The organism is Labilibaculum sp., from assembly GCF_963664555.1.
Taxonomy (GTDB): Bacteria; Bacteroidota; Bacteroidia; order Bacteroidales; family Marinifilaceae; genus Labilibaculum.
This window is the reverse complement of record NZ_OY761461.1, coordinates 699,256-721,932: the sequence shown is the minus strand read 5'-3', so window position 1 is coordinate 721,932 and position 22,677 is coordinate 699,256. Positions and strand designations below refer to the sequence as shown.

Below are 22,677 nucleotides of genomic sequence, written 5' to 3'. Positions count from 1 at the left end.
TGTATCTATTTTTTTAAGGGAAGATATATTTCAAATTTGGATCCTTTATCAGGTATGCTATCAACACTAACCTGTCCATTGTGGGCATCAACTATTTTTTTTACGTAGGACAATCCCAAACCAAATCCTTTCACGTCATGAACATTTCCTGTATGCACTCTAAAGAAACGTTCAAAAATCATTTTTTGATCTTCTTTAGAAATTCCGATGCCGTTATCAGTAATGGTTATAACAATACCCTTATTTTTATTCCTTGTACTAATACTAAGTTCGGGAGCATCTTTACAGTATTTAATGGCATTATCCAATAGATTTGCGATTACATTACTTAAATGAACCTCGTCAGCCAGTACCAGATCATGTTCTGCATCAATATTCTGATACATGTTCCCTTTTCTATCCTCAACTCTTATTGTAAAGTTAGGTAATAAATTTTGAATTATTTTATGAACACTAATTGTCTTCAATTTTAATTTCATCCTAACCTCATTAAAAACAGCCATTTGCAGAACCTTTTCAACCTGATAGGTAAGTCGCCGGCTTTCATCATTAATAATCTTAGCAATATGATCTCTTGTCGATGCGGTTGTGGTAACAGTATTGTCCTTCAGCATCTGAGAGGCTAACGAAATAGTTGCAATAGGAGTTTTAAACTCATGAGTCATATTATTAATAAAGTCATTCTTTATATTCGATAACCTTTTCTGACGAAAGATAATGAAAATAGTGAACGCACTGGAAAGAATTAAAACCAGAGTCAATATAAAAGATGGAAGTAACAAAGAGTATGATTGCAGCATATACCTCTGTTGTCCGGGAAAATAAATATATAAGAAATTTAAATTGGAGAAAAAATCATTGGGAAACAATTGCTTACTGTATTTTTCAAAAGAAGGATTTCGAAAATAATTTTTTGATCTCTTTTCAAATTTATTATTTGATTTCACTGCATATTCGAAGTTCAGCTTAATCCCGTTCTCCCGAAGCTTTTCCTGAATAAGTTGCGGCAACTTTTCCATTTTTATCCTTTCACTCAAAGAGAGCTGCGAGTTGGCTAATTGTCCTGCAATTAGAGCATATCTGGAATTACCCGACTTAAGAGTTTTATTAAATTGAGACTGCATTTTTGAAAGTCCGGATATACCTTCTGGATTTAAATACCCCTCCCCAATATTATATTCTTTGTTTTCGGAGTAAAAACTCAATCTGGCTTTTTCATGAGTGAAGTCCATAGGAATATTAATACTAAACCCTGAACTTTTAGAGCTGATTATTGTACCATTATTAAAGTTGGAAACATCACCTTCCAAAATAATCTGCTCTTTCTCTGCTCTTTCTAATTCTGAGACAACCTGATCCAAAGCCTTACTAACAGTCAGAGCAAGTTGCTCTTCTTTAATTTTAGAGGCTGACTGAAAAAAGTTAATCTGAACCAATATCAATCCAGATAAGGAAATACAGAGTACAATTGTTACAAGCCAAATATATTTTTGATTCATAGATACAAATATAAAAAAAACCAGCTGTAGCTATTCCAGCTTAACAATCTTTAACACAAGTTTAAATAGCCGCTATCCGCAAAATTTCAGTTGCTAAACACATCGCCGCTTTAATAAATTTGGATTTAATCTATTTTAGACAAAAACAGCTAATTTTCGATAAATTTTCACAAAAACGACTTTGAAGTTAATAATTTGACACTATATTTGCCATCGGAGAGCGAATCTATAAGAAACAATCTCCTTGATTAAAAATTTTGGTTAATAGTTAGATGAAAGGGCGGTTGTGGTTACCGTCCTTTTTTTTATACAGTTTTATTCGCAAAAGGAGACGAAAAAATCCACCTTCAACTTAAAACCAACCACAAATTTCTTTTTTTTGAAAATCACTAACAGAGTGTAACAGGAAAGATTTAGCAAGCCAATTCCATTTGACTTATTCGTGCAAGAGCCTCTTGCGCAGCTTTTTGTTGAGCTTCCTTTTTAGATGTACCCATCCCCGTACCCATTTTCACTTCTTCCACCTCAACTTCAGAAGTAAACAATGGCAAATTCAATGCATCATCAATACCACCTTCGTGTGTATCAAAATAAACATCTTTCTTATTTTTTTGAGCCCACTCAATTAATTTGCTTTTAAAATTGGTTTCAACAGTAACCACTTCCTCCAAATTGATGTGTGTTCTAAAAATTTTATCCTCGATAAATTTTCTTGTTTTATCGTAGCCCTGATCAAGGTAAACAGCACCAATAAAAGCTTCAAATGCATCTCCGTAAATATGCTTGTTATTATTCAAGTTCACATTGGAGACAACCTGCTTGTCGAGTTCAATTTTAACCGCCAGCTTATTTAAGGATTGCCTGCTGACAATTTTAGATCTGATTTGAGTAAGAAAACCTTCGTCCTTATTGGGAAAGTACTTGTAAAGAATATCGGCGATTATGGCACCAAGAATAGCATCTCCAAGATATTCGAGACGTTCATTATTTAAACCGTAACCTTTTTTTTGGATGGTTGCAGATTTGTGTATGAAAGCGAGTTCATACAAATCAGGATTATTAGGTTTAACCCCCAGTGAATCAAAAAACAATCCATAAAACTCCCTTTCAGGATAGAAAAAAAGTTTTATGGATTGAAATATAGACTTTATCACAAATTATTCAATGAATGATTTGAAAATAACCGAAGCATTATGGCCACCAAACCCAAATGTATTGCTCAAGGCAGTGCGAATTTCACGTTTCTGAGCCTTATGAAGTGTAAGGTTTAGTTTTTCATCAATGTTAGGATCCGACTCACTAAAGTTAATTGTAGGAGGAACTGTTTGATTGTTTATTGCCAAAATACAGGCAATAGCTTCAACAGCTCCTGCTGCTCCCAGCAAGTGACCAGTCATTGATTTTGTAGCACTAATGTTCAATTTATAGGCATGATCGCCAAACACAGTCTGAACCGCTTTTGTTTCAGGAATATCACCTACTGGTGTTGAAGTTCCATGAACATTGATATAATCAATTTCTTCCGGTTTCAGACAAGCGTCTTCTAACGCCATTTTCATAGCGTTAATAGCACCTCTTCCTTCTGGATGAGTTGCTGTTAGGTGATAAGCATCACCAGACATTCCACCACCAACAATTTCGGCGTAAATTTTTGCTCCTCGTTTTTTAGCATGCTCGTATTCTTCAAAAATCAAGCAACCACTTCCTTCACCCATAACAAAACCATCACGGGTTTTACAAAATGGACGAGATGCAGTTTTATACTCTTCGTTGTTTGTAGATAATGCCTGCATAGAATTAAATCCACCCAAACCTGCTTCATTGATAGATGCTTCAGAACCTCCTGTAATAAAGATATTAGCTTTACCCAAACGGATGTAATTCATTGCATCAATCATTGCATGTGAAGCCGAAGCGCATGCAGAAACAGTACCATAATTAGGTCCTTGGAATCCATATTTCATTGAAATATGACCGGCGGCAATATCAGAAATCATCTTAGGAATGAAGAAAGGAGAGAAACGAGGAGTTCCATCCCCGTTTGCATATCCTGTTACTTCATCTAAGAAAGTTTTAATTCCGCCAATACCAGAACCCCAGATTACTCCAGCCTTTGTTAAATCTTCCGATTCAAGGTCCAGATTTGAATCTTCAATAGCTTGTTTGGCCGCAACCAAAGCATACTGAGCATACAAATCTAATTTTCTAACTTCCTTGCGGTCGAAATGATCATTAGGCTCGAAATTTTTAACTTCGCAAGCAAACTGAGTTTTGAACTTTGAAGCATCAAAATGAGTAATCATTCCTGATCCACCCACTCCATTCTCCAAGTTATCCCAATATTCGGCAATAGAATTACCAATTGGGTTTATTGTTCCAAGCCCAGTTACTACTACTCTTCTAAATTCCATAAAAAAGGTTCTGGTTAATAATTACTTAGCGTTTTCTCCGATGTAAGAAATAGCGTCACCTACAGTACCAATGTTTTCTGCTTGATCGTCTGGAATAGCGATGTTAAATTCTTTTTCGAATTCCATAATAAGCTCAACTGTATCCAATGAATCAGCTCCAAGATCGTTAGTGAAACTAGCCTCAAGTGTTACCTCAGTTTCGTCCACACCCAACTTATCAACTATGATAGCTTTTACTCTAGATGCAATATCAGACATAACTTTAAAATTTTAAGTGATTAAATATTTAAACTAATTAATTTTCAACTGTGCAAAGAAATAAATTTACTCTAAATAATTCAAATTTATTTCACAAAGTTGCGGTCAAAGGTAATTCTTTTTCCTTTTCTGCGAAATTATTTCACTGCGAAATGCCTTTTGCATATATTTGTGTGTTTTAGTTAAATTTGAAAACCCAACATGAAACGACTAGCTATATTTGCTTCTGGATCAGGGAGTAATGCTGAAAATATCGCAAGATATTTTAGCGATAAACCCGAATTTGAGATTTCGGCAATTCTTTCCAACAACGCCAATGCCTTTGTACTTTCCAGAGCAAGAAGCCTAAATATTCCAATTTTAGTTTTTTCCCGATCAGAATTCAACGAAACGAATAAAATAATTGATTTTTTGGCTGAAAAAAAGGTCGATTTTATTGTTTTAGCAGGATTTCTTTGGTTGCTTCCTCTTAATTTACTGCGTAAATATCCCAATTCTATTATCAATATTCACCCTGCTCTTTTACCAAAATATGGTGGAAAAGGGATGTATGGCATGAAGGTTCATCAGGCAGTTGTCGAAAATAAAGAAACAGAAAGTGGCATTACCATTCATTTGGTAAATGAGAAATACGATGAAGGAAAAATCGTATTTCAAGCCAAATGCAGTATCTCACCAAATGATTCTGCAGAAGATGTTGCTGAAAAAATTCATAAACTGGAACATGAATTCTTCCCCAAAATAATTGAGCAATTACTCTAAAGTCATTGCTTCCTTCGGGCTTAGCTCCTGCATTAATTTTTCCATTTCCTGCTTATATCTGGCCACGTTTTCTTCTTTCACGGGTGACACAGGAGGCGATTTTATATTCAATGGATTTATTGGAGTTCCATTTTTATAAACTCTGAAATCTAAATGAGGACCTGTTGCAAGACCAGTTGCTCCAACATATCCGATTGTTTCGCCCTGCTTAACTCTGGTGCCGGCATTCATTCTTTTAGCAAACCGGGAAAGATGCATATAAGTTGTTGAGTAAACACTATTGTGCTTAATAGTAAGATAGTTTCCTCCACCATTTGCCTGATATCCTCTTTTGGTAATAACACCATCGCCAATTGTGTGAACGGGCGTACCTGTAGGCGCTGCATAATCGACACCATGATGAGCCCGATACCTTTTTAAAACCGGATGAAACCTATTGTTAGAAAACTTTGAGCTAATTCTTGAAAAGCGAAGAGGGGCTTTCAAAAATGCTTTTTGCAGACTTTTCCCTTCTTCATCAAAATAACCTTCTTTATCACCTTCAACAAAGGCAAAGGCATAATTATTTGAGTTATGATGTATAAAATTTGCGGCGATCACTTTTATTTGATGTATGGGTTTTTCATCAACAAATGATTCTTCGTAAATGATATTGAATTGATCACCTTTCCCAACACCAAAAAAATCAATAGTCCAGGCATAAATATCAGAAAGTTCAACAGATAGTAAAGGATCCGAATTGGCTTCAACCATTGCATTCCACAACGACGACTCAATACTTCCTTTTATCTGCTTCCTATTTTTAATAATTTTCTTCTCACCCTTAAATACATTTAAAGTGTCGCGCAAATCGAATACGATGTATTCAACGGGGGTATTTTCATAAATAAAATACTCCGGTGTTTTCAAACTATCTTTAGTGAAAAGAACTGAATACTCATGTCCTGACTTAATCCTTCTGACATTAAAAACCTTCTTTGCTTTCCTTGCTATATCATCAATGGTACCAAAACTAATATCATATTGCCGCAATATGGTTGATAAGCTATGATTACGTTTTACCTTGTTAGTCTCCACGGCAAATTCTTCAATGGGAAATCCATATTTTAAATGCACCTGAACTATCTCAGTGGTGTCAATTACAACTTCTTCCTGTTCAATTTGTTTTATTGATCGTTTGCTTGAGTACCATTTAAGAACAATTAAACCTAAAAGCACAGCACATGCAATTAATAGAAACTTATAGTTCAAGATTTTTTTCATCGTGGATATTTATTTTTGAGAAGCATAAAGGTATTACTATTATAATAGTTGAACAATAGCCCTCAGAGTATCCACAACGTTTTAAGCTTTTTTAAGAAATTACTATTTAATCTTATCGAATCCCTTCCCGTAAACTCCCATTACGCTTCCCAGTGAAATGAATGCATCCGGATCTACCAGCTTAATCATATTCAAAATAGTCTGAGATTCTCTTTTCCTGGCCAACAGCATTAACACCTTAACATCTTCCCCACTAAAACCACCTGTTGCGCTAAGAACAGTTATTCCCTGATCAAGGGTATACACAACCTCTTTTCTAATCTCATCAGGCTTTCGTGTAAAAATAAAGATCTGTACAGACTGTTTGCTTCCCTCAATAATCATATCAACACAATAGGCACTTACTCCCATAGTAACAAATCCATATACAACCTGTTCAATGGAATGCTCTAACAAATACGAAGACGAAATAATAACAACATCAATTGTAAGTAACAATTGTCCGGGGCTGTAATTCTTATACTTATTAATCATCATGGCCAGAATATCAGTTCCCCCTGTACTCCCTCCGCGTGACAATATCATTCCGGCACTGGCTCCAGCCAGTATTCCTCCAATGATAGCACACATGAATCGATCGGAAACCAAGGGCTCTGTTATTAAGGACTGAAACAGCCAAAGAAAAAAGGAAAGAACAGTAATTCCATAAATGGTTTTAACACCAAAACCGAAACCCAAAACGCGCAATGCAACAAGAAGAAAAACAGAATTGATAAGGAAAACACTATATCCAACCTTAAAACCTGTTACATAGTAAATCATGGTTGCAATACCACCAACACCCGAACCTACAATTTCTGCAGGAATAATGAATCCGGTCCACGCAAGCGAACCGACCAACAAGCCTATTGTGATAATTAGGTATGACTGAAAATCAAATTTTGACATTTGTATCGAACTGCTTTTTTTCATAATAACTACCCTCTTATTTCTTCAAAACCTAAGCCATAAACCCCCATTACCGATCCCATTGATATAAAGGCATTTCCATCAATTTGTTTTACTAATTTAAAGATCGATGGAGCTTCATGTTTTCGAACCACAACCATCAATATCTTTTTGCTTTCCTTTGAATACCAGCCGGTTGCATCCACCACAGACACTCCCCTGTTCATAGTCCCGGTAATTTCATTGGCAATCTTTTCAAACTCTGTTGAAATAATAAAAAGCTGAGCAGATTGTTTCGATCCAGAAATCACCATATCAATAGCATAAGCTGTAATAGACATTACTACGTAGCCATACACAATAGTAGGTACATCTTTAAACACGATATAAGATGAAGCAATGATAAAAATATCAAGATATAATATAATACGTCCGGGACTGATATTTTTGTATTTATTGATAATCATTGCTATAATATCAGTACCTCCGGAACTACCTCCTTGAGATATCGTGATACCAACTCCAATTCCGGATAAGGCACCTCCGATAATTGCAGCCATAAATTTCTCATTCACTAAAGGTTCAGGAATAAGCTTCGGCAAAACTGAAAGTAATACCGACCCCACAATAATTGCAAATACTGTTTTAACACCAAATTTACTACCCAATATTTTTAGAGCTATCAGTATTAAAAAGGCATTAATAATAAAATAAGAATAACCAACAGGAATTGCTTTTGCACTCGCAAAATAAATTAATGTACCAATACCACTAACCCCTCCTCCAATTATACCAGATGGGATTAAAAAGGCTGCCCAACTAAAGCAATATATTGCCATCCCAATAGTAATTACTACCAGGGATTTTATTTCAGAATAATTTATTTTCATCTCGTATTAAAAAAAAAAGCTTTAAGTTTTGTTGTCAAACAGTCAACAAAGCTTAAAGCCTGAAACTTATTTGAATAATTTATTTATACTACTATATTAATGATCTTATTAGGAACGATTATAATTTTCTTAGGCGTTTTTCCATCGATCCATTTTTGAGATCTTTCTAAAGAAAGAACTTCCTTTTCTATTTCATCTCTGCTTAGATTTACGGGTAATTCAAGTATAAATCTCATTTTACCATTAAATGAAACAGGATATTTATGAATATTTTCCTGAACGAAACTTTCGTTGAACTCCGGGAAATCTGCCTTTGTTATACTTGTTGCATTTCCACATAAAGCCCATAATTCTTCAGCAACATGAGGTGCAAAAGGAGCAAGAATAACCAAAAGATTTTCAAGAACGGCTTTATTGTTACACTTCAAAGTATACAACTCATTCACACAAATCATGAAAGCTGAAACTGAGGTATTGAATGAAAAACGCTCAATATCATCCTGTATTTTCTTAATGGTTTTATGAAGAACCTTTAATTCGTCTTGTGTTGGCTCACTGCTTGCCAATTCAAATTCACCTGCTTCATTATGAAACAACCGCCATAATTTCTTCAGAAATTTATGAACACCATCTATTCCGTTTGTATCCCATGGTTTATGCGCTTCCAACGGACCCAAAAACATTTCGTATAAACGCAAAGTATCAGCTCCGTATTCTTCTACAATTACATCAGGGTTTACCACATTAAACATGGATTTAGACATTTTTTCGACAGCCCAGCCACAATGATATTTTCCATCCTCTAAAATGAATTCAGCCTTCTTATATTCAGGCATCCAGTTTTTAAAGGCTTCCAAATCAAGAACATCATTTTTCACAATATTCACATCAACATGAATTGCAGTTGTATCATACCCCTCTATTAATCCGTAAGAAACGTATTTATTGGATTTCTTATCACGATAAACAAAATTCGATCGTCCCTGAATCATTCCTTGGTTGATCAATTTCTTGAAAGGCTCATCTTTACATACTTCATTGATATCAAAAAGGAATTTATTCCAAAAACGAGAATAAATTAAGTGGCCCGTAGCATGCTCGGTACCACCAATATACAAATCAACATCCTGCCAATATTCATTTGCTTCGGCAGAAACCAATGAATCATTGTTACGAGGATCCATATATCGCAAGTAGTAAGCAGATGATCCTGCAAAACCAGGCATTGTATTCAATTCAATTGGATATCCATCTTCGGTAACCCAATCTTTTGCACGACCCAAAGGTGGTTCCCCGCTCTCTGTTGGCAAGTATTTATCAATCTCTGGCAGTTCTAAAGGCAACTTGTCCAAATCCATCATTTGAGGCATTCCGTCTTTAAAATAGACAGGGAAAGGTTCTCCCCAATATCTTTGTCGTGAGAAAATTGCATCTCTCAATCTGTAGTTGATTTTTTTCTTTCCTAAACCTCTTGCTTCAACTTCCTCGTTTGCTTTTACAATCGCATCTTTTACATCCAATCCATTCAAAAAATCAGAGTTCATTGATTGTCCTTCTTTGGCATCGTAAGATTCCTCCGAAATATCACCGCCTGAGACCACCTGAACAATCGGCAAATTGAAATGTTTCGCAAATGCGTAATCGCGGCTATCATGGGCAGGAACCGCCATAATTGCACCCGTTCCATATCCAGCAAGCACATAATCACTCACCCAGACAGGTATTTCCTCGCCTGTAAAAGGATGAACTGCATATGCACCTGTAAATGCACCGCTCACCGTTTTAACATCAGCTAAACGCTCTCTTTCTGTTCTTTTGCTTGTTGCCTCTATATAAGCATCAATATTCACCTGACAATCTGCTGTTGTTAATTCCTTCACCAAATCGCTCTCCGGAGCTAAAACCATGAAAGTAACACCGAAAATTGTGTCAGGACGGGTAGTGAAAATCTCCATTTTTAAATCAGAACCTTTCACTCCAAAATTAACTTCAGCACCAACAGAACGCCCAATCCAGTTTTTCTGAATCTCTTTTAAAGAGTCAGTCCATTCCAAATTATCCAAACCATCCAATAAACGTTTTGCATAGGCAGAAACACGCAATGACCATTGACGCATCTTCTTTTGCTCAACAGGGTGTCCTCCCCGGACCGAAGCACCATCTTTCACCTCATCATTCGCTAAAACAGTCCCTAATTTAGGACACCAGTTTACCATTGTATCAGCCAAATATGCCAACCTGTAGCTTAAAAGAACAGTCTGTTTTTCGATATCAGAAAAAGCGTTCCACTCATCAGCAGTAAACACATCTGTTTCTGAACAAGCAGCATTTACTTTTCCATTGCCTAAAAGCTCAAACTGCGCAACCAAAGACTCAATTGATTCTGCTTTTTGAGAATCGATATTGAAATAGTGATTGAACATTTGAATAAATGCCCATTGGGTCCATTTATAATACCCAGGATCACAAGTACGAACTTCGCGATCCCAGTCGTATGAAAAGCCAATTTTATTTAATTGCTCACGATATCTGTTAATATTTGTTTCTGTTGTAATAGCAGGGTGCTGTCCTGTTTGTATCGCATATTGCTCAGCAGGCAAACCATAAGCATCATATCCCATTGGATGAAGCACATTAAAACCCTTTAAAGTTTTATAGCGGGAATATATATCCGAAGCGATATATCCAAGTGGATGACCAACATGTAAACCAGCCCCCGAAGGATATGGAAACATATCGAGCACATAAAATTTGGGCTTCTCAGAATTCACTTCAACTTTGTAGGTTTTCTCTTCAGTCCAATACTTCTGCCACTTTTGTTCTATTTCTTTAAAGTTGTACTCCATGGTAATGTTGATAAAATATGGTTATTTCTTGCATTTCAAAGCGCAAAATTAACAAAAGTTTATAAATATTTACTGAGTTTAAGAAGGAAGTCTTATTTTATTAAGATTTGGATTTTAATGGTTTAGACATGCAAGTTTAAAACAATGAATTATATTTATTTACACGAATGAGTTTAGATGTGATGCAGAACAAAATATTTTTCTAAATTTGCACTCGTAATCGGCCCGTTAGTTCAGCTGAATAGAACGTCAGATTCCGGTTCTGAAGGTCACAGGTTTGAATCCTGTACGGGTCACAAATAGAAAAGCCAATCATATTTTTTGATTGGCTTTTCTATTTTATCATTGCGACAGAAGTTTTTAAAGGAATACACTCTCATGACAAACAATGCTTTTTAGTGTGAAGAAATAAAAAAAATCAGCAAAAAAAAGGAGTCCAAATTGGACTCCTTTTAAATATGTATAAACCTGGAATATTATTCCGCTGTTTCACGTGTAGAATAGTTCAGTTTTAACGAACTAGCTTTTCTAAGCTCTTGCTTAATGTCGATAATAATACCCATCTTAGTATATTGATCAACTTTAAGAGAAGTAGTTAACTTGTTTCGTAATTCCTCTTTTCTTGCTTCTCTTTCAGCAGCAATAAAGGCCTGAATATCATCAACTGTAGAAAACTGATCGTTCAATTGGATTTGTGGTTCAGTACCCATCGTTTTTGCAAATTTTCTCATTGGAATACCTACATAAATGTTACTAACAAGATCCTTTTTCTCCAATTTCACGATTTCTTTTGCACTTGGAACCATAACATCAACATTCAATTCCACTTCACGCATGGTTGTACTAACCATGAAGAAAAATAAAAGCATGAATACGATATCAGGAAGAGAAGCTGTTGAAATTTCCGGAAGTTCCTTAGAACCACCTTTTTTAAATTTTCCCATTATTTTTTTCCTCCCACATTTTTAGGTTCAGCTTCAGAAATTTGCATTGGCACATAATCCCTAACAGCACTCTGCTGATCTTCGTCCAAGTCTGCATATTTCATATTCCACTTCTGCATTGCCTTCTCATCTTTTAATTCACGAGATGCAGCTGCAAGTTCGTCCTGTACTTTAATGTACATTTCGTAACTAGTTCCGCGGTCATTTTGCAAAGAAACCAAACCTTTCGAAACCATTACATCTCCAAAATACGGAATTGTAGTCAATTTTTTCTCAGGTAAATCTGCACTATTTAGCGGGTTCAGGATAAATTCTTTTGTTTTTTCACGCAATTGCGAAATACTAAGAATTTCTCCATTAACCAATAAGTCATCGTTGCGGTTCACCAAAATAGCTAAAACATTACGTTGTTTAACCTTTGGTGCGTTTATTTCCTCTTCCTCTGGAATTGGCGGTAACTTTTTATAGATACCTGTATCAATGTCCATAGTAGTCGAAACCAAGAAGAAAATTAACAACAAGAATGCAATATCGGCCATCGAACTAGAATTAATCTCTGGTGTTTTTCTTGCCATAATATTATAATCTAAAGGTATATCGATCCGAATAAAAAATCCGAATCATTTACTTAACGTAATTTTCTTAATACTTCGGTTGCAACAATAGCAACAACTGTTCCAACACCTAAAATGTACATGGTGTAAAGTACAGTATCTGCAAATTGTAATGCTCCTGGAGTGTTATCAGCACCAGTATAACCAGGAAGATCTAACAAAGTTGCATCTGATAATGAATAAGCAATAAGGATTACCAAACCCAAACCAACTAATCCACCCAAACCTTTAACAGCACCCTTAGGGTTAGTTACTAACTGAATGATAGGAAAAACCAAAGACAAACCAGCACAAATAATAAATAATGCTTTTGCCCATTGCAATAAAACATCAGTATAAACAGGCGTTGGATATGGCTGATTTGGCAGCTCTCCACCTAAGTAAAACATGGCAACAAAAATTGCTGTTAGACCAATCATTACATAGGTGAGAATATTTAAATATTTACTCAATGTATTTGACATAGTCTAAAATTATTTTTTCATGTTGTATTTTACAAGGATATCAAGAAGAGAGATAGACGCATCTTCCATGTTGTTCACGATACTGTCAATTTTTGAAGTACAGTAGTTATAGAATACCTGAAGGATCATAGCAACGATCAAACCAGATACAGTAGTAATCAAAGCAACTTTAATACCACCTGCTACAGCTGCCGGAGAAATAGTACCCATAGACTGGATAGAATCGAAAGCGTCGATCATACCAATTACAGTACCCATAAATCCTAACATAGGAGCCAAACCAATCATCAAACCAATCCAGGAAAGACCTTTCTCTAAAAGACCCATTTGAACAGAACCGTAAGAAACAACTGATTTCTCAACTACTTCAATACCTTCATCAATACGATCAAGACCTTGGTAGAAGATACTGGCAATAGGACCACGAGTGTTTCTACAAACTTCTTTAGCTGCTTCAACACCACCGTTGTTCAATGCATCTTCAAGATTAGCAAACAATTTTTTAGTATTAGTTGTCGACATATTTAAGTAAATGATTCTTTCGATAGAAAGAGCCAAACCTAAAATAAGTGTTAACAATACAAAACTCATAAACATTGCACCACCTTGGATGAACTGCTTTTTCACAACTTGGTGAAAAGAAGTACTTTCAATCACTTCTTCTTCCATTACTGGGGTAGCTTTTTCAACAACTTCTTCTGCAACTTCCTCAGCAACTTGCGTTGTATCTACGGTAGCTTGTTCTGCTGTCTCATCCTGAGCAAATACGTTTGTTGACGCTCCTAAGCTTAGCATCCCGATAACTGCTATAAATGCAAATAACTTTTTCATAGTCTGTTTTTCAAATTTTAATTAACGAAATTATTTTTTACAAAATTAAACGATTGCGATCTTTAATACAACTAATTTATTAGTTGCATGTCATTTTTATTAAATAAAGTCTTTCTACATCAGTTTTTCACGATAATCATGAATTTAATTTTATGTAATACAGAAGTGACTAAACAGTGCACCAAATTACAAAAAAAATGTGAAAAACAAATAAACTATTGGCTTAATTCGCCTTTCAAAGATTTATTTAAAAGGAATTTGATTTGTTCTGAATTTAAGTTTTTCCCCAACACATACATAAGTTTGGTTACTGCTGCCTCGGTAGTTATATCTCTACCACTTACAACACCAGCACGTAATAGCTCCAGACTAGTTTCATACAAACCCATTTCAACACTTCCAGCTGCACATTGAGTGACATTGTATACTATTATTCCCTTTTCAATTGCATCTTTTATTGAGTCGATAAACCACTTATCTGTAGGTGCATTTCCCGCCCCATATGTTTCCATTATTACAGCTTTCAATCCTTTACTGTTAAGAATTGAATCAACAACAGTCTTATTAATACCCGGAAATATTTTTAAGATCGCAATATTGAGATCCAAAGATGTTGATATTTCTAATTCTCCCGGCTGACTGGGGTAATGAATAGCTGCATAATTATAATTGATATGGATTCCAATCTTTGCCAAATCAGGATAATTATATGAATGAAATGCATTAAAATGCTCTGCATTGTGCTTTGTAGTCCTGTTTCCCCGGAAAAGCTTATTTTCAAACACAACACAAACTTCAGGAACCATGGCTTGTCCATTTTGATAGGCCGCTGCAATTTCAATAGCTGTAATTAAATTTTCCTTCCCATCTGTTCTTAATGTTCCTATTGGCAGTTGAGACCCGGTGAGGATAACTGGTTTCTGTAAATTATCCAGCATAAAACTTAAAGCCGAAGCAGTGTAAGACATCGTATCCGTTCCATGCAACACAACAAAGCCATCAAATTTCTGATAATTCTCCTTTATTATTTCAACAATCTTTATCCATACCTTAGGATTTAAGTTTGATGAATCGATAAGTGGGTCAAAAGCTATTGATTCCAATTTAAACCCAAATTCATTCAATTCAGGAACCTGTTTTAAGATATGATCAAAATCAAAAGGTTTTAACGAACCTGTTTTAGGGTCGTTCACCATACCAATTGTTCCTCCGGTATATATTATTAAAATAGAAGTTTGTTTTTGTTCCATTTTATTTGAATTCAATGTTGAATAATTTTTCCGCATTTGCACTTGTTGTTTTGGCCACCTCATCCAAGCTAAGCTGATAAATTTCAGAAAGTTTACTGGCTATATGAACCAAGTACGAACTTTCGTTTCTTTTTCCCCGCTTTGGCACAGGTGCCAGGTAAGGTGCATCAGTTTCCAAAATCAAATTCTCCAATCCAAGAGATTCGATTGTTTTATCAAGTCCGGAATTCTTAAAGGTTACAATTCCATTAATCCCCAACAGAAATCCCAGGCCGATAGCCTTTTCGGCTTGCTCTGAATTTCCGGTAAAACTATGAAACACACCTTTTAAATTGCTATTGCGATAAGCTTCTAATATTTCAAAAATCTCATCGAATGAGTCTCTGGCATGAATAACAATCGGAAGCTCCCTTTCCAATGCCCAATTAATTTGAGTATCGAAAACAATTTGCTGTTCTTTCACAAAAGCTTTGTCCCAATACAAATCCATCCCTATTTCACCAATCGCACAATAAGATCCTTTTGCAAGCCAGGCTTTACAGTTCTCTAACTCTTCCCTGTAGTTTTCTTTCACTGATGTAGGATGAAGCCCCATCATAGGAACACACATATCAGGAAAACGTTGAACCAAACGATTCATTTTTGGTATAGATTCCGAATCAATATTAGGAAGCAGGATTTTCCCAATATTTACTTTCCTGCAATTAGAGATAATTTCTTCAATATCATCTTTAAAATCATCTGAATATATATGGGAATGAGTATCAATCAATTTCATCTTTCACAACTTTTCTGCAAACATATATAAACAGTAGTGACTTGCCAAACGAATATTGGGCGAATATCAATTAAAAAAAGCCGGCAAAGCCGGCTTTTATATAGTGGCAATATAGTATATTATACGCAGCCCTGAGCCAACATTGCTTCAGCAACTTTTACGAAGCCACCAATATTAGCACCTTTAATATAGTTGATGTGTCCATTCTCAGTACCGAATTTAACACAAGTATCGTGAATATCTTTCATGATACGACCCAACTTCTCATCTACCTCTTCAGTAGACCAGTTGAAACGCATAGAATTTTGTGACATCTCTAAACCAGACACAGCAACTCCACCAGCATTAGCAGCTTTACCAGGAGCGAAAGCCATAGCATCCACTAAATAGAAAGCAGCATCTGCAGTACAACCCATGTTTGAAGTCTCAACAACATATTTACATCCGTTTGCTTCCAATAATTTAGCATCCTCTAAATTCAACTCATTTTGAATTGCACAAGGGAAAGCCAAATCTACTTTCACCTCCCAAGGTTTTTTACCTGGGAAGAATTTAGCACCAAATTTTTCAGCATAAGGAGCAACAACATCATTATTAGAAGCTCTCAAATCCAATAAATAATCGATCTTTTCAGCATTTAAACCTTCTTGATCATATATATATCCGTCAGGACCGGAAACAGTAACAACTTTTGCACCAAGTTCCACTAACTTAAGAGCTGCACCCCAAGTAACATTACCAAAACCTGAAAGAGCAACAATTTTACCCTCTAAAGTTTCATTGTTTTCAGCCAGCATGTGTTGAGCAAAATACACAGAACCAAAACCAGTTGCTTCAGGACGAATTAATGATCCGCCAAATTCCAGACCTTTACCTGTCAATACACCAACAAATTCGTTACGAATTCTCTTGTACTGTCCGAATAAATATCCAATCTCACGACCACCTACTCCGATATCACCGGCAGGAACATCTGTATTAGGACCGATGTGTCTGCAAAGCTCAGTCATGAAACTTTGACAAAAACGCATAATTTCGTTATCTGATCTTCCTTTAGCGTTGAAATCAGAACCTCCTTTTCCACCACCCATAGGTAATGTTGTCAAAGAGTTTTTGAATGTCTGCTCAAAGCCTAAAAATTTTAATGCACTTAATGTAACCGATGGGTGAAAACGTAATCCACCTTTATAGGGTCCAATTGCACTATTGAATTCAACACGGTATCCGCGGTTGATTTCTACTTCACCATTATCATTAATCCATGGCACACGGAACATGATTGTACGTTCCGGCTCACACATTTTATCAAGAATCTTCGCAGCTTTGTACTTAGGATTTGCATCATAAGTTTCCCAAACTGTTTCTACTACTTCTTGAACTGCCTGATGAAATTCTGCTTCTCCAGGAGTTTTGGCCTTTAGGCCTTCCATGAATTCATTAATCTTTGCTTCCATGCCAAACTATGTTATGAAATTAAATTAGATTGTGTTGTTTTAAATATTAGTTCTTGGTTCAAAAGTATATATTTTTTCATAATCGCAAATTAAATTAATATTTTTTTTACAACGTTTTCGTAAACTTTTTATAATTGATAATCAGATATTTACACAATAAGAACATCTGCTCTACAACATTAACCAATAAAAAATGATAAAATTCATGTATTCAAAGTGTAGATTTTCCCCGGAAGTGATTTGATTATGCCTTCAAATTCCAATTTTAGAAGCAAACCAGACACCTTACTCATGGAAAATGAGGTTTTCATACTAATACTATCAATAGGCATGCTGCCCTTCTCTTTAAGTATCTGAACAAGTGACTTTTCCTCGGGACTCAGTTCAATAAATAATTTTGTCTGAATTGTTTTAGAACTTTCAGTCTTATTTTCCCATCCCAATATGTATTCCAAATCGGCAACACTTTCTATAAGGTGTGCCTGATTGGTTTTTATTAGCTTATTACAACCCGCAGAACTCTTATCATTTATTCGTCCGGGAAATGCAAAAACATCTCTGTTGTAAGAATTGGCAATATCAGCAGTTACCAAAGAACCTCCCTTCGCCGCCGATTCAATAACAATTGTAGCATCTGACATCCCTGCAATGATTCTGTTCCTCCGAACGAAATTTTTAGGATCAAATTTACTTTTGGATGTAAATTCACTAATTAAGGCACCCTGATTCACAATTTCCTCAGCATATCTTTTATGTTGCGAAGGATACATTATATGCAATCCGTGACCAATTGCAGCAATAGTTTGCAATTGGTTTCGCAAAGCTGCTTTATGGGCACAAATATCAACACCATATGCAAGGCCACTTATAATTATAGGCTTAATCTCCTTTCCGGATAAATCCTGTATCAACTTATTGCAGATCTCTCGTCCGTAATCGCTGGCATTTCTAGTGCCTACGATACTAATAGTACGTGCCGCATTAAAATCCGTATTTCCTTTATAATATAGTGTGCAAGGCGAATCGGCACAATTCAGTAATCTTTGCGGATAATCTTTCTCTAAATAGAAACTAACACGAATATGATTATCTGCAATAAACTTTAGCTCTTCTTCAGCCGATTGAACCGCATTATCCCGATCCAACTTATCGATAAAAGACATTCCTATCCCCGGAATTTTTAACAAATTTTGCTTTTTCTCTTTAAACAGGCCCTCAACACTTCCAGTATAAGCAATTACTTTCTTTGTATTAACCGGACCTATCCCATTCAAAAAACTAATAGCTATTTTATAAATATCCTCCATATATTCATCGAATTAAATAAACGAGGTTTAATTTACAAAATATTTATAAGGTAAAGGTCGTGCCGATTGTAAAAAATCCTGCATTTCCCCAACCCAGTTCTGCAAAAATGCCAAACTGATTTGAAAAATGATAGCGGGTGCCCAGTAAAACCCCTAAATCGAAAAGCAATTCGTTATTTCTGTTCGTTCTAACATTAGGAATATTTCCTCCATCCAATTTAGAAATTGTGGATTTTCGGCTCTCAAGAGAAAGACCTGTTTTTACACTGGCATACATTTCAATCCCATTATCAGGTGCAATATTCATTTCCGAAAGCCATAAATTCAATTCATAAGTTAATACCGTTCCAAATCGATAGTAATTATATTTCACCTCATCAAAACCTAAATTAAACTCATGCTTTTGTCCTGCATAGCCAACATAAGCACCAATACTTAAATCGGGTTTCCAATTCTTCTCTAATTGAATAATGAAAGATGGCGAATTGGTTTCATTTGTTCCTATAAAATTGTGGTCAAACTTCCCATATTTTCCTAAAGGAATTCCAACATTAAGTCTTACATCATTTTCTTGAGCCAATATAGTTGTTGGCAACACAAGCAACATAATTAACAGCGCTAACTGACTTCTAATTTTTTTAATCATATTATAATAATCTTCAATAAAGGATTTACAAAACTGATAACGTATACAATTATATTTTAGTACGCTCAATCACAAAAGTAAATGTTATTGCTTTTTCATGGAGTTTTTTTGCAATGATTTAATCATTTCCGCCTGACTTGATTTTGAAAGAGAAGCGATACTTACTGATGGATATTTTGCTAATCCTCTTTCTGTTTGCTGATACAAAGTAACTTCAGGCCTAAAACCAAACAGTTTTCTTTTTAGATCGAAATGAGACAATTGACTTTTGGGAATTTCAATAGATTTGAACTTCTGATGAAAAGGGTGCAATGGATAATATCTCAAAATTATTTTCTGTTCGGATTCCTGATAGATAATATAATTCAAATTAAGCGATAAACTAATTACAATGCAGGCAAAAACAAAACCACTGATTGCTCCAACAATTGGATAAATTGGTTTTACCTGCAGATAAATCAAGAAAATTGTTGTTGCCAGATATAAAAATACGAACACGTAGTAAAAAAGCTTAATCCAGGCTGCGCGATTTTGATTATTTATTGTCATTTTAATTCTAAAATTGAATTTAATCAAAGGTAAAAACTAAAGTGGAGTTCAACAATGAAAATCCAAGGATCTGAAAAATAGTTTCTCATTTCAAGTCATAATTGCAGTTTTTGCTAATATATAACGAATATTTACTCAGACTTTTTTATTTTTACCCGGAATTATCCCACACTATATCAAGTTAGTAATTGTAGAATAATTAAGTGAGGAGGGGGTGAATGTTCCACTTCTTCTGCTTTTTCGCGTCTTACAGACTGAAAAAACAGTATGGAATTGGATATTTTCGTACTCCTGGTTTGGAAAAAGAAAATAAAAATGGAAGTAAAACTTCAAGAAGCAAAAGATTCGATAAGAGACGTAATTGATTTTCCTAAAACGGGAATCGTATTTAAGGATATCACAACAATGTTGAAAGATGATAAACATCTGACAACCTTAGTTGATGCTCTTTACAATCAATATAAAGACAAAGGAATAACAAAGGTTGTTGGTTTAGAAAGCCGTGGATTTATTTTAGGAACCGTTTTAGCCTATCGCTTAGGTGCTGGATTTGTTCCTGTTCGAAAGCCAGGAAAATTACCATCGCCAACTTTCTCTGAGAAATATTCTTTGGAATACGGAGAAGATGAAATTTTCATTCACCAAGATGCTTTAAATTCTGACGATGTAGTTTTGCTGCACGATGATTTACTGGCAACAGGTGGAACAGCAAAAGCTTCTATCGATTTATTGAATCGATTTAAATTAAAAAATGTTTTTGTAAACTTTTTAATAGAACTTGACTTTTTGAATGGCCGCAATAAATTGGCGACTCAATACCAAGTTGATTCTGTGTTTCACTTTTAAAAAAAGCATAACCTTATCATTCAGGTCATCTTAACTCAAATGGTTTTGATGACCTGATTTGCGCTATCCCGATATTTTCCATAGATCAAAACTGAGTTCGATGCAATACTCCATTTCGAAAAAAAATAATTTACTGGAAGGAAGAATTGTTCTTCCCGCCTCTAAAAGCATTTCAAACCGAGTTCAAATCATTAATGCTTTAAGCTACAATTTTGAGCCGATTAAAAATCTTTCGGATTGCGACGATTCTAAAGCAATGCAGAGCATTCTAAATTCCAATACCAACAGTTTTGATGTTGGACATGCAGGAACTACCATGCGTTTTCTAACTGCTTACCTTTCTAAAATTGTTGGCGAATGGACCCTAACCGGTTCGCATAGAATGAAAGAAAGACCTATTGGTGTTTTGGTCGATGCACTAAACTCAATAGGCGCTCAAATCTCCTATTTGGAAAAAGAGGGTTATCCGCCACTTAAAATTTTTGGTTCGAATCTTACCGGCGACGAAGTTGAATTAAAAGGAACTACCAGCTCTCAGTACATTACTGCATTGCTTTTAATTGCACCAACTCTTGAAAAAGGCTTGCGGATTAAGCTCACGGGAAAAATTGTTTCGCGCTCCTATATCGAAATGACTCTGAACATTATGTCCGAATTTGGGATTAAATCGGAATTTAAAGGGCAGGAAATTTTTATTGCAAATCAAGCCTATCAGCGGATTCCTTATGTAGTTGAGGGCGATTGGTCAGGAGCATCTTATTGGTTCGCTTTTATGGCTTTGGCCGATGAAGGAAAACTATATCTAGACGGATTGAGACGAAACAGTTTTCAGGGTGATTCCGGATTGGTTCCGGTTTTTGAGAAGCTGGGTGTAAAAGCTCAATTCTCGAAACGGGGAATGTTCATAGAAAAAATGGCAGGCAAGTGCACAAAACTAAAGTTCGATTTTAATCAGATGCCCGATTTGGCGCAGACATTTGCCGTTTGTGCCTGTTTAAAGGACATTCCTTTTCATTTTACCGGTTTGGAGACTTTAAAGATTAAAGAAACCGATCGTATTTTTGCTCTGATTACCGAATTGGGAAAATTAGGTTACGTTCTTACCGAACCTGCCGATGGCGAATTGGCCTGGGATGGTGAACGAAAAGCAAAAGAGGAAAATATTGTGATCGAAACTTACCACGATCACCGGATGGCCATGGCATTTGCACCCATCGCATTGGTTCGCCCCGATGTGATTATCGATTCGCCCGATGTGGTGAAAAAATCGTACCCTAATTTTTGGGAACAACTAAAAGAATTGGGTTTTGAAGTGAAGGAGTAAATCCAAAGTGATAATATTAAAAAACCCGTTAGAGTCAAAACCAGCGGGTTTTCCTTTTTATAAACTCCAGTCTTTTTAGGGGCTAAACTAAAAGGTAGAAACTTTGGAACAGAATCAATGTATGAAACCTATACCAACAGCGATGGAAGATATTCCCTTACCGTGAAAAAAGGAAAATATCTTGCATTGGCATCGATGAAAATGTGTGAGTACCCAAAATCGAATTCTTTATTATCACCGGAGGATATGCGCCTTGAATTTTGGGCATGGAATGTTATTGCTGAAGAAGATATGGTGTTGAATATTCATTATCACCGCTTAGAGATTTATGGCGTTACCGTTTTTAAAATAGAAGGAGCAAGCCCCGGATATACGATATATTGCAGACCCATGAGTTTATCTAAATACTTTTCCTCTCCTAAATCAGCAATAGATTATACAGATCTTTGCGCTGATCGTGATTTGCTTGATGTAAAGGTTAACGTAAATGGAGTACCGGTAAAAATTAACATGAAACAGAAAGTGAAAGAGTATATTTCAGATGGAATATGCAATGGCTATTTATTACATGTTGATGCCCCGAAAGAATTGAGTAAAAAAGGATATGATATTTTCAGGATAGAAATGACCGATTTGGAAAATGGAGATCAAGGTGAGGCGGTTTATTTTTTGGAGAAAAACGGATACGAATAGTTTTTTATGCTTAAGGAATTGTAATGCCAAATTAAAATTCAACTAAAATCGAGTCATACCCTGACATAACCAACTTATAGTCAAATCAGGAACAGAAAAT

22 protein-coding genes and 1 tRNA gene are annotated in these 22,677 nt (G+C 35.5%); 5 read left to right on the top strand and 18 right to left on the bottom strand.

Annotation, left to right across the window (positions count from 1 at the left end; genetic code table 11):
- Positions 1–5: 5 nt before the first annotated feature.
- From ACKU4N_RS03010 to ACKU4N_RS02995, 4 genes are all read right to left on the bottom strand, one after another.
- Entirely contained in the window at positions 6–1,499 is a 1,494-nt protein-coding gene (locus ACKU4N_RS03010) for a sensor histidine kinase (protein ID WP_321320453.1), read from the bottom strand.
- 413 nt (positions 1,500–1,912) lie between these two features.
- Positions 1,913–2,653 (bottom strand): ribonuclease III, encoded by a 741-nt coding sequence (rnc, locus tag ACKU4N_RS03005; protein ID WP_321320452.1) that lies wholly within the window; start codon positions 2,651–2,653, stop codon positions 1,913–1,915.
- A 3-nt stretch (positions 2,654–2,656) separates the two neighbouring features.
- Positions 2,657–3,910, bottom strand: a complete 1,254-nt coding sequence (fabF, locus tag ACKU4N_RS03000; RefSeq protein WP_321320449.1) for a beta-ketoacyl-ACP synthase II — start codon at positions 3,908–3,910, stop codon at positions 2,657–2,659.
- A gap of 21 nt (positions 3,911–3,931) precedes the next feature.
- Entirely contained in the window at positions 3,932–4,168 is a 237-nt protein-coding gene (locus ACKU4N_RS02995; protein WP_096429419.1) for an acyl carrier protein, read from the bottom strand.
- A 201-nt stretch (positions 4,169–4,369) separates the two neighbouring features.
- On the opposite strand from ACKU4N_RS02995, the gene purN reads away from it, so the two are divergent.
- Positions 4,370–4,930 (top strand): phosphoribosylglycinamide formyltransferase, encoded by a 561-nt coding sequence (gene purN, locus ACKU4N_RS02990; RefSeq protein ID WP_321320447.1) that lies wholly within the window; start codon positions 4,370–4,372, stop codon positions 4,928–4,930.
- Here the strand turns inward: purN and ACKU4N_RS02985 are convergent.
- From ACKU4N_RS02985 to leuS, 4 genes are all read right to left on the bottom strand, one after another.
- Complete coding sequence (locus ACKU4N_RS02985) at positions 4,922–6,193, bottom strand: M23 family metallopeptidase (protein WP_321320446.1); 1,272 nt, start codon at positions 6,191–6,193, stop codon at positions 4,922–4,924. The genes purN and ACKU4N_RS02985 overlap by 9 nt on opposite strands.
- A 102-nt stretch (positions 6,194–6,295) precedes the next feature.
- The gene (locus tag ACKU4N_RS02980) at positions 6,296–7,141 is read right to left on the bottom strand and encodes a YitT family protein (protein ID WP_321320445.1); all 846 of its coding nucleotides are present in this window, start codon (positions 7,139–7,141) and stop codon (positions 6,296–6,298) included.
- Positions 7,142–7,170: 29 nt separating this feature from the next.
- Entirely contained in the window at positions 7,171–8,031 is an 861-nt protein-coding gene (locus tag ACKU4N_RS02975; RefSeq protein ID WP_321320444.1) for a YitT family protein, read from the bottom strand.
- An 83-nt stretch (positions 8,032–8,114) separates the two neighbouring features.
- Positions 8,115–10,877 (bottom strand): leucine--tRNA ligase, encoded by a 2,763-nt coding sequence (gene leuS / locus ACKU4N_RS02970; RefSeq protein ID WP_321320443.1) that lies wholly within the window; start codon positions 10,875–10,877, stop codon positions 8,115–8,117.
- Positions 10,878–11,099: 222 nt separating this feature from the next.
- Here leuS and ACKU4N_RS02965 point away from each other — a divergent pair.
- Positions 11,100–11,173 (top strand) — tRNA-Arg (locus ACKU4N_RS02965).
- 180 nt (positions 11,174–11,353) lie between these two features.
- Here ACKU4N_RS02965 and ACKU4N_RS02960 read toward each other — a convergent pair.
- From ACKU4N_RS02960 to ACKU4N_RS02915, 10 genes are all read right to left on the bottom strand, one after another.
- Positions 11,354–11,821 carry an ExbD/TolR family protein gene (locus ACKU4N_RS02960; RefSeq protein WP_289531104.1) on the bottom strand — a complete coding sequence of 156 codons (468 nt, stop codon included), beginning with the start codon at positions 11,819–11,821 and terminating at the stop codon, positions 11,354–11,356.
- Positions 11,821–12,396 carry an ExbD/TolR family protein gene (locus tag ACKU4N_RS02955; RefSeq protein ID WP_321320442.1) on the bottom strand — a complete coding sequence of 192 codons (576 nt, stop codon included), beginning with the start codon at positions 12,394–12,396 and terminating at the stop codon, positions 11,821–11,823. Before ACKU4N_RS02955 ends, ACKU4N_RS02960 begins: the two co-directional genes overlap by 1 nt.
- Before the next feature lie 53 nt (positions 12,397–12,449).
- Positions 12,450–12,899, bottom strand: coding sequence for a hypothetical protein (locus ACKU4N_RS02950; protein ID WP_321320441.1), 450 nt, complete (start codon positions 12,897–12,899; stop codon positions 12,450–12,452).
- A 9-nt stretch (positions 12,900–12,908) separates the two neighbouring features.
- Positions 12,909–13,694, bottom strand: a complete 786-nt coding sequence (locus tag ACKU4N_RS02945; protein WP_321320440.1) for a MotA/TolQ/ExbB proton channel family protein — start codon at positions 13,692–13,694, stop codon at positions 12,909–12,911.
- A 251-nt stretch (positions 13,695–13,945) separates the two neighbouring features.
- A complete protein-coding gene (locus ACKU4N_RS02940) occupies positions 13,946–14,980 on the bottom strand; it encodes an asparaginase (RefSeq protein ID WP_321320439.1) in 1,035 nt (344 codons plus the stop codon).
- A 1-nt stretch (position 14,981) separates the two neighbouring features.
- A complete protein-coding gene (locus tag ACKU4N_RS02935; protein WP_321320438.1) occupies positions 14,982–15,758 on the bottom strand; it encodes a TatD family hydrolase in 777 nt (258 codons plus the stop codon).
- Positions 15,759–15,877: 119 nt separating this feature from the next.
- Complete coding sequence (gene gdhA / locus ACKU4N_RS02930) at positions 15,878–17,212, bottom strand: NADP-specific glutamate dehydrogenase (protein WP_321320437.1); 1,335 nt, start codon at positions 17,210–17,212, stop codon at positions 15,878–15,880.
- Between the two features lie 203 nt (positions 17,213–17,415).
- Positions 17,416–18,519, bottom strand: a complete 1,104-nt coding sequence (gene dprA / locus ACKU4N_RS02925; protein WP_321320436.1) for a DNA-processing protein DprA — start codon at positions 18,517–18,519, stop codon at positions 17,416–17,418.
- Positions 18,520–18,562: 43 nt separating this feature from the next.
- Entirely contained in the window at positions 18,563–19,165 is a 603-nt protein-coding gene (locus tag ACKU4N_RS02920) for an outer membrane beta-barrel protein (protein WP_321320435.1), read from the bottom strand.
- Positions 19,166–19,249: 84 nt separating this feature from the next.
- Positions 19,250–19,714 carry a hypothetical protein gene (locus ACKU4N_RS02915; protein WP_321320434.1) on the bottom strand — a complete coding sequence of 155 codons (465 nt, stop codon included), beginning with the start codon at positions 19,712–19,714 and terminating at the stop codon, positions 19,250–19,252.
- Positions 19,715–20,029: 315 nt separating this feature from the next.
- Between ACKU4N_RS02915 and ACKU4N_RS02910 the strand changes: the two genes are divergently transcribed.
- The 3 genes from ACKU4N_RS02910 (at position 20,030) to ACKU4N_RS02900 (ending at position 22,577) form a co-directional block, all read left to right on the top strand.
- A complete protein-coding gene (locus ACKU4N_RS02910; protein WP_321320433.1) occupies positions 20,030–20,560 on the top strand; it encodes an adenine phosphoribosyltransferase in 531 nt (176 codons plus the stop codon).
- Between the two features lie 100 nt (positions 20,561–20,660).
- Positions 20,661–21,884 carry a 3-phosphoshikimate 1-carboxyvinyltransferase gene (gene aroA, locus ACKU4N_RS02905; RefSeq protein WP_321320432.1) on the top strand — a complete coding sequence of 408 codons (1,224 nt, stop codon included), beginning with the start codon at positions 20,661–20,663 and terminating at the stop codon, positions 21,882–21,884.
- Between the two features lie 117 nt (positions 21,885–22,001).
- Positions 22,002–22,577, top strand: coding sequence for a hypothetical protein (locus ACKU4N_RS02900; protein WP_321320431.1), 576 nt, complete (start codon positions 22,002–22,004; stop codon positions 22,575–22,577).
- The last annotated feature ends 100 nt before the right edge of the window (positions 22,578–22,677 follow it).